Here is a 15214-nt window from a genome sequence, read left to right as displayed (position 1 = left end):
GCGGCGTCATCTCACTGCTCGCCTCTCGCGGACTGGAGTCTGGTGATGACCTGGTGGAAGTTCATCCCGAACGGCGCGGGCTGCGTGTAGCCGTTGTCCGCGGTCGGCCAGTTTCTCCAGTACGTCTGATTCATCACGATCGGCGTCGGCCGCTGGTTGAGCGGGATCACCGGCAGCTCTCTGAGCCAGATCTCCATCGCCTGCGCGTACAGCTCTCTGATCTGCGCGTCGCCCGGCGGCAGCTCGCCCATCTGCGCGACGATTCTGTCGTAGGCGGCGTTGCTCCATCTGCCGGCGTTGTCGTTGCCCGGCGCGTTCGTGTAGCGGTTGAGCGTCGCCCACGGATCGGTGACGCTGCCGCACTCGAACCACGACTGCGCGTCGAATCTGCCCTCGGCGCGGTTGGCCGCGATCGTGTTGAAGTCGCCCGGGTCGACCTCGACGGCGATCCCGGCCTCTCTCAACTGCTGGTTGAGCAGCTGCGCCGCATCGCCCCAGACCGGGCCGAGCGCGGCCGGCGAGAAGAGGTTGAGCTTCAGCGACAGCTTCTGCCCGTCCTTGGTCCAGACGCCGCCCTCTCTTCTGTAGCCCTTCGACTCGAAGATCTGCGCCGCTCTGTCGAGGTCGTGGTCGAGCGTCGGGTACTCGGCGAGCAGGTCCTCGTTGGCGTCTATCAGCTCGCTCAGCTGCGGGTACTCGGGGTACGTCGTGCGCGCCGGGGTCGACTCGCCGGGGGTGTTGAAGAGGCGGCTGAACTGCTCCTTGTCGATCGAGGCGTTGAGCGCCCAGCGCAGCTCGGCGTCGTCCCACGGTCTGCGCTTCGTGTTGACGGTCAGCGCGTACGGGCACGGGTCGAGCCAGCCAAGGTCGCCGTCCCAGTTGACGAGCTGCGGGTTGCGCTCCTTCGCGGCGATGAAGCCGGCGACGGACGGGACCGACTGGCCGGCGTAGTCGAGCGCGCTGCTCTCCAGGCCGGAGACGGCCGAGTCCTCGGGACCGGGGCTCGTGTAGACGACCTTCTTCGGCACGACGTCGGCGACGCCGGCTCTCGCCGCCCACCAGTCGTCGTTGCGCTGCAGCGTCGCCGCGGAGGCGGTGACGTCGGTGAGGCGGTACGGGCCGGTGCCGAGCGGCAGGCCTCTGGCGAGGTCGTAGAAGGCGAACGTCTCGAATCTCTGCCCCTCGAAGACGTGCTTGGGCAGCGGGATGAAGTTCGCGGTGTAGACGTAGGAGGACAGCTCGCTGTCGACGAAGCGCGGGTTGGGCGCTCTGAGGTCGATCCGGACCTCGGTCGGCGACAGCTTTCTGATCGATCTGACCGCGCCCTGTATGTTGGCCGCGCGGAACGGCGCTCTGGCCGCCAGGATCTGTCTCATCGTGTAGACGACGTCGTCGGCGCTGAACGGCTTGCCGTCGTTCCAGCTGACGTCGTCACGCAGTCTCAGCGTGATCGTTCTGTTGTCGTCGCTGTACTCATAGCCGGTCGCGAGCCACGGCTCGGTCTCACCGGTCTGGTAATTCACGTAGAACAGCGCTTCGTAGACCAGCTCGTGCAGCCCGTCGGAGACGAGCGCGTCGCTCGCCTGCACGTACGGGTTGCCGATCTTGCCCGTGGGCGGGCGGTACTGCCCGAGCACGAGCGTCTCCTCACGCGTCGCCGCCCCGCCCGAGCTTCTGGCCGGCGCGGTGGTGGACCCGCCGCCTGCGCTCACGCTCGTCTTGTCGTCGTCATCACCGCCACCGGCGACCGACACGACCACGACGACCAGCACGATCAGCAGCACGGCGGCGCCGATCATCCCGACGGGCGACAAGCGCCGTCGACGACCATCCTCCATCTCTTCCTCCTCGGTGAACCCAGCGGGGGGTGTCAGTGCGCGCGAAGGCGTTCCTCGACCACGGTGCGCACACCCGTGAGGTGCTCGCGCATCTGTTCCGCGGCGAGGTCCGGCCGTCCGCCGCGGATCGCCGTGAGCACCGCCCGGTGCTCGCGTGCGTCGCGCTCGCGGTTGTCGTAGACCTGCAAGATCATCATCTGCTCGGCCGCGTAGAGGTCGAGCAGCGAGTCCATCGTCTGGCCGAGCACCTTGTTGCCCGACAGCCGCGCGATCGCGCGGTGGAAGTCGAGGTTCAGGTCGCTCAGCGTCTCGTCCTGCCCTTGGAGCGACTGGTCGGCGAGGTCGAGGATCCGCTCCAGCTCGGCGACCGCCTCCGCCCCGCCCCGCACGACCGCCAGGCAGGCAAGGTGCGGCTCGATCAGCAGGCGCGCGTCGATCAGGTCGAGCAGCACGTCGGGGTCGAGCTGGCCGGAATAGGGGTTGGAGACGATCACGCGCTCCAGCGGCTCACGCACGTAGACGCCCGAGCCGTGGCGGAAGTCGAGGAAGCCGAGCGCCTGCAGCCGCCGCAGCGCCTCGCGGATCGTCGGCGCGGCGACCGCGAACTGCGTCGCGAGCGCCGTCACCGACGGCAGCCTGTCGCCGGGACCGAAGCCCTGCCGCTTGAGCGCGTCTATGAGGTCCTGCGTCAGCTCGTCCGATGCGCTCAGGCGCGTCCGCGCCGCACGCGACGCGCCGCCGAGCAACCTCGCTCCGGCGGGCTTGGGCTCCGTCTCCATGAAGTCATCTAATCAGTTAGTGACCTGCCGTGTCAACACTTCCGCGACAAGGAGTTGTAAAAGCGGCGCATCTCGCAGAAAACCGCTTACCTAAGGCATTGTCAAGCGGTCGGCCGACTTGACAACCTGCTCTAGGGTCATCTGGTCACTTTCTGACCTGAGGAGGGAGTCCGGATGTTCCACGTCCTTCGTCAACCCGCGAGAGCGGCGCCGCGCAGGCGCAGTCTCGTGCCGCGCAGGCGCCGCCTCGCCGCCCGCGCTGCGGCGCTCGCCGGCGCCGGTGCGTGCCTCGCGGCGCTCGCGCCGGCGGCCGCCTCGGCGGCGCCGGTCTGCACCGGCGTCAACTCGCCGAGCGTCGCCGGCGTCACCACGAACACGAGCCTCAGCTCGATGTTCACCAGATACGGCGACAGCGGCGCCGGCTGGACCGGCGCCGACAGCACCTACTCCGCGCGGCTGCCGAGCGGCAGCGACGTGTGGCTGTTCTCGGACACGTTCCTGCCGCCGATCACGGCGCCGACGCGTCCGACCAGCGCGCCGCTCGTCAACAACACGCTCGTGCCGCAGTCGGGCTCGACGCTCTCGACGATCCACGGCGGCACGGCGTCCGCGCCGGAGGCGGTCATGAGACCGGCGACGGCGGGCCACTGGTACTGGGTCGGCGGCGGCAGCGTGTCGGGCTCGAACCTCGAGATCCCGCTGACCGAGTGGAGAAAGATAGGCCCCAGCATCTGGGACATCAGATGGCAGAGAAACGCGCTCGCGCGAATCCCGACGAGAAACCTCAGAGCCGCGCCGACGATCACGGCGCTGCCCTCGGCAACGGGGATCAACTGGGCCGCGTGGACGCTGCGCGAGGGGTGGACGACGTACGTCTACGGCGTCGAGGACCTCGGTGCCGAAAAGTACATGCACATCGCGAAGGTGACGGGCAGCCTCGCGAACAGATGGAGCTTCTACAAGGGCGGCGACCCGGCGCTGCCGGCGTCGTGGTCGGAGACCGAGTCGGACTCGATCCGCGTCCAGGAGCACGTCGCAAACGAGCACAGCGTGCACAAGCTCCGAAACGGGCTGTACATGCTCACGACGACGGACACGTCGCTCGCGTTCAACAACGAGATCGTGGCGTACTTCTCGTGCAAGCCGACGGGGCCGTTCGTCGCGAGAACGTCGCTCTACAGAGCGCCCGAGGCGGGTCCGTGGGGCTCATACCTCGACGGTGACGTCTACGCGTACAACGCGCACGCCCACCCGCAGCTCTCCAGCGCGACGAACGTCGTCGTGACCTACAACGTCAACAGCCTCGACGCGACGATCGGCGGCGACCTCTACAGAGACGTCTCGATCTACCGGCCGCGGTTCCTGAACGTGGCGCTGACGCCGTAGGACGCTCGCGAGGCCGCCGCGTCAGCGCGGCGGCCTCGTCGAGTCGCGCACGACCAGGCGCGGCTCGGTCGGCAGCTGGTGGATCTGCGGCGGCGCGCCGCCGAGCTGATCCAGCAGCACGTCGACCGACGCCGCGCCCAGCTCGCGCATCGGCATCGCGATCGTCGTCAGGCGCGGCAGCGTGTAGTCGGCGAGCGGGACGTTCTCGAACGCCAGCACCGACAGGTCGCCGGGCACGTCGCGGCCGGCGTCGGCGGCGGCGCGCAGGGCGCCGAGCGCCTGCTCGAACGAGCTGACCCAGAGGGCGGTCACGTCGGGGTGCCTCGCGAGCAGTCTGCGGGCCGCCTCGGCGCCGCCGGCGGCCGAGAAGGCGGCGCGCACGACGACCGGCTCCAGGCCGCGCGCGTGGGCGGCGTCGAGGAACGCCTCCTCGCGCCGCCTCGCCGACTCGATCGCTCTCAGGCCCGCGACGTGGCCGAGCCGCTCGTGCCCGAGCCCGACGAGGTGGTCGAGCGCGAGCCGGCTGGCGCGCTCGACGTCGAGCACGACGTTGGCGACCGCGCCCGGCACCGCGCGATTGACGAAGACGTGCGGGACCCAGTGGCGCTCCAGCGCCGCCAGCAGCGGTCTGGCCGGGAGCGCGGAGGCGATCAGCAGACCGTCGATGCGGCCGGCGCGGACCAGCTCGGTGAAGGAGCCATCGGCCTGCTGGCCCTCGGAGTCCTCGGCGGCGAGCAGGACGTAGCCGCGCTCGCGGGCGCGGCCGTAGGCGCCGCGGATCAGGTCGGTGTACGCCGGGTTGTCGAACGCCGGCACGAGCAGCGCCAGCGCCCCGGTCTCCGCGCTTGCGAGCGCGCGGGCGACCGGGTGCGGACGGTAGCCCAGCTCGCGCGCGACGGCGGCGATCCGCTGCCGCGTCTCGTCGCGGACCGAGACGGTCGGGTCGCCGTTGAGCACCCGCGAGGCGATCGACTTCGAGACCCCCGCCGCATCCGCGACCTCCTCCAGCCGCGGTCGCCGCTGCGCGCTCACGCGACGTCTCCCCGCCGCGCCGCCGCGCACGCTCCCCGCCGCGCCGCTCTCCGCGCACGAATCGCGCTCGCTCCCCTTGACATCCGCATCGGCGCAAGATTACAGTCTCGACCGTGAGGAAACCGGTTTTCTTCGAGGGTTCCGCGCCGTGGTGTCCGTCGGTCGAGGCGCTGCTGAGCGACGTCGGCGACGGTGCGCGGGTCGGCGTCGGCGGCTTCCACTTCACGCGGATCCCGGTCGCCCAGCTGCTGGAGCTGCGCCGCGCCGGCCGCCGCGAGCTGACGTACGTCGCCTGGGGCGGCGGGCTCGCGCTCGAGCTGCTGCTCGACGCCGGCGCCGTCGCACGCGCCGAGCTGACGTTCTCCAGCCTCGACGTCTTCGGGCTCGCGCCGCGCTTCCGCCGCGCGATCGAGCGGGGCGAGCTGGAGCTGGAGGAGTGGACGGCGCTCGGCATGATCAGCGCGTTGAACGCGCGCAGCCGCCGGCTCCCGTTCGAGCCGATGCAGCAGCTCGCGGGGACCGATCTCGGCTCCGGTTGGTCACGGCCGACCGGGGGCGATGCGAGCGGGGCGGCCGGCGCGAGCGGCGCGGCCGGCGCGGCCGGGGCCGCCGGGGCGGTCGACCTCGTCCCCGCGCTCCAGCTCGACCACGTCCTGCTACACGCCTCCCGCGCCGACGACGCCGGCAACGTCGAGCTGCGCGGCGCCGGCGGGCTCGACCGCTCGCTGCTGTTCGCCGCCGACCGCCTGCTCGTCACCGTCGAGGAGCGCGTCGCCGTCGGCGAGCTGGGCGCGCCGGGCGCGTTCGTGATCCCGCGGACGTTCGTCAGCGGCGTCGCGCTCGCCCCCGACGGCGCGTACCCGACCTCCTCCCTCCCCCACTACGCCGCCGACCTGCGCCGCCTCAGAGCGCTCGCCGCGGACCCCGACGCGCCGCTCGACGCCGCGGCGCTGGCGCCCCACCCCCGCGCCCGCGCCGCCGCCAAGGTCCCGCCCGCCGCGATCCGCCATGGGTTGTCCTGCCTTGGTGTCGCAGGACGACAGCAATCCAGGACGACCCCGGCCGAGACGATGGTCTGCGCGCTCGCTCGGACCGTCGCGGCGGGTGGGGTGGCGACGGTCGGCTCCGCCTCGCCGCTGCCGACGGTCGCGTACCTGCTCGCGAAGCTGCTGTGGGCGCCGGACCTGCTGCTGATGTCGTTCAACGGCGGGCTGGTCGACGTCGGCTGGCGGCCGATGACGCTGTCGCTCGCGGAACAGCTCGACTTCGACAGCGCCGCCGCGCACGCCGGCGGCGACGAGACCTACCACTGGTACTACCAGCAGGGCCGGGTCACGCACGAGGTCGTCGGCACCGCCCAGCTCGACGCGACCGGCGCCACCAACAACATCAGCATCCGCCGACCCGACGGAAGTCAGATCCGTCTGCCCGGCCAGGGCGGGATGGCCGACGTCGCCAACCTGCACGCGTCGTTCCTGCTCTACCTGCCGCGCCAGAGCAGACGCAACACGGTGCAGCGCGTCGACGTCCGTAGCGCGACGCGCGTCCTGCCCGGCCCGATGACGGTCCTGACCGACCTCGGCCGCTTCGACCGCGACCCGGCCGACCCCGGCGCACCGCTCGTCCTCACCCACCTGCACCCCGGCGTCGAGCTGGCCGAGGTGAAGGAGCGGACCGGCTGGCCGCTGCGCGTCGCCGACGACCTGAAGACCACGCCCGCGCCGACCGCCGAGGAGCTGACCGCGCTGCGCGAGCGCGTCGACCCGCTCGGCGTGCGGCGCCTCGACTTCGTCCCCGCCGCTGAGCGCGGCGCCCTGATCGACGAGCTGCTCGACCGCGAGGAGGAGCTGCTCGCCGCCGCCACCGATGGAGGACCACCGACGTGACCGACGAGCACGGACCGCTCTCGCACCTCAGAGTGCTCGACTTCACCCAGCTGCTGCAAGGCCCGCTGGCGACCCAGATCCTCGCCGACCTCGGCGCCGACGTCGTCAAGTTCGAGAAGCCCGGCGGCGAGTGGATGCGCCACTGGGGGATCCTCGCCTCGCGCACCCACGGCGAGATGGACTCGTTCCTCGCGTTCAACCGCAACAAGCGCTCGGTCGCCGTCGACCTGAAGGACCCCGACACGATCGCCGCGATCCTGCGCCTGGCCGAGGACGCCGACGTCGTCGTCGAGAACTTCCGCCCCGGCGTGATGGAGCGGCTCGGGCTCGGCTACGACGCGTTCGCGCAGCGCAACCCGCGGATCGTCTACGCCAGCTCCAGCGGCTACGGGCAGACCGGCCCGTACGCCGGCCGCCCCGGCCAGGACCTGCTGGCGCAGGCGATGACGGGCGCGCTGACGCTGACCGGCCGGCGCGACGACCCGCCGATGGCGTGTGGGATCGGGATCGCCGACGAGTACACGGGGATGCACCTCGTGACCGCGATCCTCGCGGCGGTCTGCCACCGCGACGCGAGCGGCGAGGGCCAGCGCGTCGCGGTCGACCTCTTCTCCTGCACCGTCGCCGCGCAACAGCAGGAGCTGACCGTCCACCTCAACCGCGACGAGCCGTTGGAGCGCGCGGCGGGGAACGTAGGCCACGTCGGCGGAACGGCGCCGTTCGGGATCTACACGACGAGCGACGGCCACCTCGCGCTCGCGATGATGGCGCTGCCGCGGCTCGGGCAGATCCTCGGGGTCGACTGGCTCGACCGCTTCGACAGCGACGAGCTGGCGTTCAGCGAGCGCGACACCGTCCACGCGCTGCTCGACGCGCACTTCGCGACCGACACGACGGCGCGCTGGCTGGAGCTGCTCGACGCGCACGACGTCTGGTGCGCGCCGGTCCAGGACCACGCGGCGCTGGAGCGGGACCCGCAGCTCGCGCACGCCAGGCTGCTGTGGGAGGTGCCGGTCGGCGACGACCCCGGCGCGACGTTCCGCACCGTCGGCTCGCCGTTCTCGTTCTCCAAGACGCCGCCGCGGCTGCGGCGCGGCGTGCCGCGCGCGGGCCAGGACACCGCGGCGGTGCTGGGAGCGCTGGAGCCGGCGTGATGCGCGCGATCGGCTGGGACCACCCGCGCTGCATCGAGCCGATGCTCGCCGCCTCCGCCGCGTGGCAAGCGCTGACGGGCGTCACCGTCGCGTGGGAGTTCCGCCCGCTGGCCGACTTCAACGACCGGCCGCTGCACGAGCTTTCAGCCGGCTACGACCTGCTCGTGATCGACCACCCGGCGATTCCGGAGGCGGTCGGGCGCGACGCGCTGCGGCCGCTGGAGGAGCTGCTGCCGGCCGAGCGCGTGCGCCGGCTGGCGCGCGAGGCGGTCGGGCCGAGCGGGCGCAGCTACCGCTGGGACGGCGCGACGTGGGCGCTCGCGGTCGACGCCGCCTGCCAGGTCAGCGCGCGGCGCCCGCTGCTGCTGAGAGAGCTGGGCGAGCCGGAGCCGCAGACGTGGCCGGCCGTGCTGGGGCTTGCGCGTCGGCGGCCGGGGCTCGTGGCGCTGCCGCTGCTGCCGGCCGACGCGCTCTGCGCGCTGCTGTCGATCGCCGCGACGCTCGGGCAGCCGCTCGCGCTCGGCGGCGAGGTGCCGGCGGCGGCGGTCGAGCTGCTGGCGGAGTTGACGCCGCTGCTGCACCCCGCGTCGTGGACGAGCGCGCCGCCGCGGCTGCTGGTGCGGATGGCGGCCGGCGAACCGATCGCGTACGTGCCGCTGACGTTCGGCTACAGCGGCCTGGCGGGCGGCGAGCTGCGCTTCGGCGAGGCGCCGACGGGACCGGCGGGGCGGCGGGCGCCGATCCTCGGCGGCGCCGGGCTGACCGTCTCGGCGTCGAGCAGGGACGCGGTGCTCGCGGCCTCGTTCGCCGCCTGGCTGTGCGAGGAGCGCGCACAGCGCGACGTCGTGCTCGCGCACGGCGGCCAGCCCGCGCATGCCGCCGTCTGGTCGGCACCGCGGCTGGCCGGCGCGGCGGGCGGCTTCTACGCCGACACGCGCCGCAGCATCGAGGCCGCCTACGTCCGCCCCGCGCACCCGGCATGGCCGGCGTTCCACCGCGAGGCGGGCGCCGAGCTGGCGCGCGCGCTCGCCGAGCGCGAGCCGGCGGAGCGGATCGCCGCGCGGTTGACCGGGCGGCTGGACGCGATACAGGCGGCGGCGGCGTGACTGGCGCGGCCGGCGCGAGCGACGCGGCCGGCGCGAGCGACGCGGCCGGCGCGAGCGACGCGGTTGGCGCGAGCGGCGCGACTCTCCCCTTCGCGGGCCGCGTCGCGCTCGTGACGGGCGCGGGCAGTGGGATCGGGGCGGCGACGGTGCGCGAGCTGGCGGCTCGGGGGGCGCGAGTCGGGGCGGTCGACCTCGACCCGCGGGCCGCTCACGCGGTCGCCGATGCGGTCGTGGCGGCGGCGGACAACGGCGGCGGCGAGGTGGCGGCATTCGGCTGCGACGTCCGCGACGGCGCCTCCTGCCGCGCCGCCGTCGCCGCGGTCGCGGAGCGGTTCGGCGGGCTCGACGCCGTCGTCAACAGCGCCGGCGTCGTCCGCTACGGGCGGCTCGACGAGCTGACCGAGGAGGAGTGGGACGTCCAGCTCGACACCAACCTGCGCGGCGTCTTCCTGATCCTCCGCCACGCGATCCCGCTGCTGCGCGAGCGTGGCGGCGGCGCGATCGTCAACGTCGCCTCGACGCAGGCGTTCGCGAGCCAGGAGCTGGTGCCGGCCTACGCCGCCTCGAAGGGGGCGATCGTCGCGCTGACGCGCACGCTCGCGCTCGACCACGCGCGCGACGGGATCCGCGTCAACGCGGTCGCGCCCGGCGCCGTGCGGACGGCGATGCTCGACCAGGCGGCCGACCGCTTCTCGCCCGGCGATCCCGCCGCGGCGGTCGCCGAGTGGGGCGCCCGCCAGCCGATCGGGCGCGTGATCGACCCGGCCGAGATCGCGCGCGTGATCACGTTCCTGCTGAGCGACGACGCCTCCGCAGTGACCGGCTCGACGTACCTCGCCGACGGCGGCGCGACCGCCAAGCTCTCGACATGAGCGCGCAGGCCTGGCCGACCCGCACGACGGTCGACGTCCGCATCGAGCGCGACGTGCCCGTCCCGCTGCCGGACGGGACGACGCTGCGCGCCGACGTCTGGCGCCCGGCCGACGGCGAGCCCGCCCCCGTCCTGCTCCAGCGCACGCCGTACGACAAGTCGTTCGCGCTCGTCGTGCAGACCGGGCTGGACCCGGCGCGCGCGGTCGCGGCCGGGTACGCCGTCGTCGTGCAGGACGTGCGCGGCCGCTACGCGTCGGAGGGGACGTTCGAGCCGCTCGTGCACGAGGCGGCCGACGGCGCCGCGACCGTCGCCTGGGCCGCCGCGCAGCCGTTCTGCGACGGGCGCGTCGCGATGTACGGCGGCTCCTACGTCGGCGCGACGCAGCTGCTCGCGGCCGGCGAGCGGCCGCCCGCGCTGCGCGCGCTGCTCCCCCACGTCACCGCCGCCGACTACCACGACGACTGGTTCTACGAGGGCGGCGCGTTCCAGCTCGGCTTCGCGCTCAACTGGGCGCGCGCGCTCGCCGCCGGCGAGCTGGCGCGGCGCAGAGAGCGCGGCGAGGACGTCGCCGCGCTGGAGCAGCTGCTCGAAGCGGAGCTGGCCGACCCGCTCGCCGCGTACGCGCGGCTGCCGCTGACCGACCACCCACTGCTGGCGGAGCTGGCGCCGTCCTACTTCGACTGGCTCGCGCACCCGCTGCGCGACGACTTCTGGCGCGCGATCTCGCCGCGCGAACGGTTCGGCGCGATCGACGTGCCGGCGCTCCACCTCGGCGGCTGGCACGACGTCTTCCTGCCCGGCACGCTGGAGGGCTACGTAGCGCTGCGCGCCGCCGGCCGCGCGCCGCAGCGGCTCGTGGTCGGGCCGTGGGCGCACGCCGGCTGGGGCGACGCGGTCGGCGAGCTGATCTACGGCCCGGAGGCGAGCCGCTACGCGCTCGACCCGACCGACCTGCACCTCCGGTGGTTCGACTCGGTGCTCGGCGGCGAAGCGCCCGACCCCGACGCTCCGCCCGTCCGCATCTTCGTCGCGGGCGCCGACCGCTGGCGTGACGAGGACGACTGGCCGCTCGCCCGCGCCCGCACGCGCCGGCTGCACCTGCGCGCCGACGCGTCGCTGACGTGGGAGCCGCCGGAGACCGGCGAGTCGCAGCGCACCTATGTGTACGACCCGGCCAACCCCGTCCCGACGACCGGCGGGCGGACGCTGATGCCCGGCCACGAGGCGTCGATCGCGCTCGGCGCGCGCGACCAGCGCGCGGTGCAGGCGCGTCCCGACGTGCTCCTCTACACCAGCGCGCCGCTCCCGCACGAGCTGGAGGTGACGGGCGCGGTGCGGCTCATGTTGCACGCGGCCAGCTCCGCGCTCGACACCGACTGGACCGCCAAGCTGATCGACGTGCGGCCGGACGGGCGCGCGCTCGGCGTGACCGACGGCATCCTCCGCGCCCGCTGCCGCGACGGGCTCGACAGCACGCGGCTGCTGGAGCCGGGCCGGCCCGAGCGGTTCACGATCGAGGTCGGACCGACGTCGATCGTCTTCGGCCGCGGCCACCGCGTCCAGCTCGAGCTGTCGAGCAGCAACTTCCCCCGCTTCGACCGCAACCCGAACACCGGCGGCGATCCGGCACAGGCGCGAGCATGCGACCTGACGCCCGCGCATCAGCGCGTCTTCCACGACGCGGCGCGCGCCTCGTGGCTGGAGCTGCCGGTCGTCCCGACCTGACCCGCCGACCCACCGAACCGAAAGCCCATGCACGCGATCCCCACGCTCGACGACCTCGCCAGTGACCCGATGACGCACCGCTTCGAGGACACGTTCAACCCGCCCGGGCTGACGAACTTCCTCGGCGCCGCGCAGGTCGACCACGACCTCGTCGCGGTTCGCAGCGTCAACTTCCCGCCGCTCGGCAGCGGCGACACGATCAGTGGGCAGCTGTTCCTCGACGGCCGTTTCCTCCGCTCGCTCGGCGTGCCCATCACCGTCGTGTGGCGGCCCGACCGCGTCATCCGCAGCGCGCGCGTCGGCGAGCTGGAGATCGAGACGACGACCGTCTGCCCACCCGGCGAGACGGCGGTCGTGGTCGACGTGCGCGTGACGAACCACGGCGGCGAGGCGCGCGAGCTGCGGCTCGGCTTGGCGCTCGCCTCGGCCGTCGCGCAACCGGCCGAGCCGTGGCTGGCGCCGGTCCCACCGAGCGACGCCAACCGGCTCGACGTCGACCGCGCACGCGGCGCGATCGTCGGCTCCTCCCCCGCCACCGGCGCCGCCTGCGTGCAGGGCTTCGACGCCGCGCCCGCGCTGATCGTCCCCGGTGCGAGCGCGCCCGCCGACAGCGGCGCTGACGGCGCCGCCTGGCGCGGCGAGGAGATCCACTCGCTCAGCCGCCTGGAGGCGGAGACGCGGATCGAACCCGGCGCGACGTGGCGGATCGGCTATGTGCAAGCGCTCGCTCACGCGCAAGAGCAGGCGCTGGAGACGTTCGACCGGCTCGCCGCCGACGTGCCCGGCGCGGTGCGGGCCGCGGAGCAGCTGTGGGCGCGCGAGCTGACCGACGCGTTCACGCCCGGCGCCGGCGCGACGAGCGGTTCGCTGCCCGTGCTGGAGACGTCGAACGACGCGCTGCGAGAGCTGTACTGGGCCGGCGTGCTCGGCGTGCTGTGGTTCCGCCGCGACAGCCCGGACGGCGTGCTCGGGCGCAGCTACGACACGCTGATGCCGCGCTACTGGCAGTCGACGACGTTCATCTGGGACTACTCGCTCAGCTCGACCGTGCACGCGCTGCTCGACCCGCAGACGATGCGGCGCCAGCTGGAGCATTGGATCGCGACCGACATCCACACCCACTTCGGGACCGAGTGGCTGACCGGCGCGCCCGTCGGCTACTGGTACTCGGTCAACGACTTCGCGATGACGCGGCTCGTGCGCGACTACGTCCGCTTCAGCGGCGAGCGCGACTGGCTCGACCGGCAGATCGCGACGGCGGACGGCGGCGCGCGCACCGTCGCCGACCACCTGGGCGAGTGGGCGACCGCCTGGAGAGGCCTGCGCGGCAGACACGCGCTCGCCGACTACGGCGGCACGGACAACCTGCTGGAGTGCGTCAGCTCGTACGTCCACGAGGTCGCGTCGCTGAACGCGATGAACGTCTGGTGCATGCGCGTCGCGGCCGAGCTGGCGGCGGTGCGCGGCGATAACGGCGCCGCCGCCGAGCTGCGCGTCGCGGCCGACGCGCTCGTCGGCGACGTGCAGGAGCTGTACGTCGCCGGCAGCGGCCACTGGGCCGCCCGCCAGCCCGGCGGCGAGCTGGTCTCGGTCGCGCATGCGTACGACTTCAACACCGTCGCGATGGCGATCGCCGGCGACCTGCCGGACGCGCAGCGCGACGAGATGGTCGCGTTCTTCGCGCGCGAGCTGCAGAGCGAGACGTGGATGCGCGCGCTGTCGGCGTCGGACCCCGACGCGGCGTTCAGCAACCGCCCCGACCACCAGTGGAACGGCGCGTACACGGCGTGGCCGGCCGACGCCGCGCACGCGCTGATCCGCCTCGGCCGCGACGACCTCGCGGCGGCATGGCTGCCGGGGCTGGCGAGCAGCGCGCACCAGGGACCGTTCGCGCAGGGCCACTTCGTCGAGGGGATCGTGCCCGCGCACGCCGACCGCGGCGCGCCGAAGGGGCCGCCGCAGGAGCCCTACCTGATGGATTGGGCGTGCTCGTCGGCCGGCGCCTTCGCCGACCTCGTGATCCAGGGCTTCTTCGGCGTCGACGTGCCGTTCGACGGCAGCGCGCCGCGCGCGACCCCGCGGCTCGCCGCCGTCGACCCGGACGCACGCCTGCGCGGCCTCGTCGTCGCCGGCCGTTCCTACGACGTGTCGACGGACGGGATCGTGGCGTCGGCGTAGGCACGGGCGGGCTTTGTGCGGCCGAGCAGCGCGAGCGCGAGCAGCGTCCCGAGCACGCCCGCGGCGCAGACAGCGGCGGGGTCGAGCGTGTCGAGGACGACGCCGCCGAGCAGCGAGCCGAGCCCGATCCCGGCGTAGATCGCCGAGCTGTTGAGCGACAGCGCGAGCGGGCCGCGCTCGCGCTCGGCGCGCAGCAGGCGCTGCTGCTGAGGCGCGGTCACCATCCAGATGCCCGCGCCCCACGCGCCCGCTGCGAAGACCAGCGGCGCCAGCGCCCAGGCGGGCGCGACGGCCGCGAGCAGGCCGACGAGCGCCAGCGCGGCGGCATGCACCGCAAGCGCCGCGGCGATCACCGGGCGCGGCCCCCAGCGATCGCTCGCGACGCCGGTCAGCCCGTTGCCGAGCAGCGCGCCGATCCCGTAGACCGCGAGCACGAGCCCGACGCCGCCGTCCGAGCCGGTCGCCGCAGCGGCGATCGCGTCGACGTAGGTGTAGGCGGCGTAGCTGGCGGCCATCGCGACGAGCGTCAGCGCGAGGATCCGCAGTGTCGCGGGATGACGCAGCAGCGCGAGCCGTTCCCGCAACGGCCCCTGCGACCGCGCCGGCAGCGGCGCCAGCGTCGCGAGCACCCCGGCGAGCGCCAGCGCGCTCAGCGCGGCGACCGTCCAGAAGGTCGCGCGCCAGCCGGCGTGCCGGCCGATCAGCGTGCCGAGCGGGACGCCGACGACGAGCGCGACCGTCAGCCCGCCGCTGACGACCGAGAGCACACGCCCACGCCAGCGTTCCGGCGCGAGCTGCGCCGCGGTCGCGAACGCCGTCGGCGTGTAGGCCGCCGCCGCGACGGCGGCGAGCACCCGCGCGCCGAGCAGCAGCGGATAGCTCGGGGCGAGCGCGGAGAGCGCGTTGGTGACGGCGAGGCCGAGCAGCGCGAGCGCGAGCACGGTGCGCCCGCCGAGCCGGCCGAGCAACGTCGAGAGGACGGGCGCCGCGACCGCGTAGGCGATCGCGAAGGCGGTCACGAGCATGCCCGCGGCGGCGACCGAGACGCGCAGGTCGTCCGCGATCCGCGTCAGCACGCCGGCGACGACGAAGCCGTCGGTGCCGACGGCGAACGTGCCGAGCGCGAGGACGGCGAGGCGGGCGGCGGTCGCACGCGGGAGCGGCGCGGTTGGCGCGGCTTGCGGCTGCGGGCTGGTTCGCGGTTCGGCCGAAGGTGTCATCGCCCGACACGCTAGGCTCGAAGCGGTACAGACAGA

General features: G+C 73.8%; 11 protein-coding genes. 7 read left to right on the top strand and 4 right to left on the bottom strand.

What is annotated here, in order from left to right:
• Positions 1-11: 11 nt before the first annotated feature.
• Positions 12-1838, bottom strand: a complete 1827-nt coding sequence (locus CWOE_RS12470) for an ABC transporter substrate-binding protein (RefSeq protein WP_012933974.1) — start codon at positions 1836-1838, stop codon at positions 12-14.
• 32 nt (positions 1839-1870) lie between these two features.
• A complete protein-coding gene (locus CWOE_RS12465; protein ID WP_012933973.1) occupies positions 1871-2617 on the bottom strand; it encodes a FadR/GntR family transcriptional regulator in 747 nt (248 codons plus the stop codon).
• Between the two features lie 228 nt (positions 2618-2845).
• Between CWOE_RS12465 and CWOE_RS12460 the strand changes: the two genes are divergently transcribed.
• Positions 2846-4003 (top strand): hypothetical protein, encoded by a 1158-nt coding sequence (locus CWOE_RS12460; RefSeq protein ID WP_041730441.1) that lies wholly within the window; start codon positions 2846-2848, stop codon positions 4001-4003.
• A gap of 21 nt (positions 4004-4024) precedes the next feature.
• On the opposite strand, the gene CWOE_RS12455 is transcribed toward CWOE_RS12460, so the two are convergent.
• Positions 4025-5035 (bottom strand): LacI family DNA-binding transcriptional regulator, encoded by a 1011-nt coding sequence (locus CWOE_RS12455; protein ID WP_012933971.1) that lies wholly within the window; start codon positions 5033-5035, stop codon positions 4025-4027.
• A 113-nt stretch (positions 5036-5148) separates the two neighbouring features.
• On the opposite strand from CWOE_RS12455, the gene CWOE_RS12450 reads away from it, so the two are divergent.
• Genes CWOE_RS12450 through CWOE_RS12425 form a run of 6 tightly spaced genes read left to right on the top strand, consistent with a single transcriptional unit; the run spans position 5149 to position 13958 of the window.
• A complete protein-coding gene (locus CWOE_RS12450; protein WP_012933970.1) occupies positions 5149-6921 on the top strand; it encodes a CoA-transferase in 1773 nt (590 codons plus the stop codon).
• Complete coding sequence (locus tag CWOE_RS12445; RefSeq protein WP_012933969.1) at positions 6918-8075, top strand: CaiB/BaiF CoA transferase family protein; 1158 nt, start codon at positions 6918-6920, stop codon at positions 8073-8075. The genes CWOE_RS12450 and CWOE_RS12445 overlap by 4 nt, the downstream gene beginning before the upstream one ends.
• Positions 8075-9181 carry a type 2 periplasmic-binding domain-containing protein gene (locus tag CWOE_RS34100; protein WP_012933968.1) on the top strand — a complete coding sequence of 369 codons (1107 nt, stop codon included), beginning with the start codon at positions 8075-8077 and terminating at the stop codon, positions 9179-9181. The genes CWOE_RS12445 and CWOE_RS34100 overlap by 1 nt, the downstream gene beginning before the upstream one ends.
• On the top strand, positions 9178-10053 hold the full coding sequence (locus tag CWOE_RS12435) for an SDR family NAD(P)-dependent oxidoreductase (protein WP_012933967.1): 876 nt from the start codon (positions 9178-9180) through the stop codon (positions 10051-10053). Before CWOE_RS34100 ends, CWOE_RS12435 begins: the two co-directional genes overlap by 4 nt.
• Entirely contained in the window at positions 10050-11780 is a 1731-nt protein-coding gene (locus tag CWOE_RS12430; RefSeq protein WP_012933966.1) for a CocE/NonD family hydrolase, read from the top strand. Before CWOE_RS12435 ends, CWOE_RS12430 begins: the two co-directional genes overlap by 4 nt.
• Positions 11781-11807: 27 nt before the next feature.
• On the top strand, positions 11808-13958 hold the full coding sequence (locus tag CWOE_RS12425; RefSeq protein ID WP_012933965.1) for a hypothetical protein: 2151 nt from the start codon (positions 11808-11810) through the stop codon (positions 13956-13958).
• Here the strand turns inward: CWOE_RS12425 and CWOE_RS12420 are convergent.
• Positions 13919-15178: an MFS transporter gene (locus tag CWOE_RS12420; RefSeq protein ID WP_012933964.1), complete on the bottom strand. Its 1260-nt coding sequence runs from the start codon at positions 15176-15178 to the stop codon at positions 13919-13921. The genes CWOE_RS12425 and CWOE_RS12420 overlap by 40 nt on opposite strands.
• Positions 15179-15214 lie beyond the last annotated feature (36 nt).

Origin of the sequence: Conexibacter woesei DSM 14684 (genome assembly GCF_000025265.1) — a bacterium.
GTDB classification, from domain to species: domain Bacteria; phylum Actinomycetota; class Thermoleophilia; order Solirubrobacterales; family Solirubrobacteraceae; genus Conexibacter; species Conexibacter woesei.
The sequence above is the reverse complement of the archived record's forward strand: the minus strand, read 5'-3'. Positions and strand labels throughout refer to the sequence as shown.

Excerpts from the sequence above, each read along its gene's own strand:
- CWOE_RS12470 (WP_012933974.1), bottom strand. The coding sequence starts at position 1,838 with ATGGAGGATGGTCGTCGACGGCGCTTGTCGCCCGTCGGGATGATCGGC.
- CWOE_RS12465 (WP_012933973.1), bottom strand. The coding sequence starts at position 2,617 with ATGGAGACGGAGCCCAAGCCCGCCGGAGCGAGGTTGCTCGGCGGCGCG.
- CWOE_RS34100 (WP_012933968.1), top strand. The coding sequence starts at position 8,075 with ATGCGCGCGATCGGCTGGGACCACCCGCGCTGCATCGAGCCGATGCTC.
- CWOE_RS12430 (WP_012933966.1), top strand. The coding sequence starts at position 10,050 with ATGAGCGCGCAGGCCTGGCCGACCCGCACGACGGTCGACGTCCGCATC.
- CWOE_RS12425 (WP_012933965.1), top strand. The coding sequence starts at position 11,808 with ATGCACGCGATCCCCACGCTCGACGACCTCGCCAGTGACCCGATGACG.
- CWOE_RS12420 (WP_012933964.1), bottom strand. The coding sequence starts at position 15,178 with ATGACACCTTCGGCCGAACCGCGAACCAGCCCGCAGCCGCAAGCCGCG.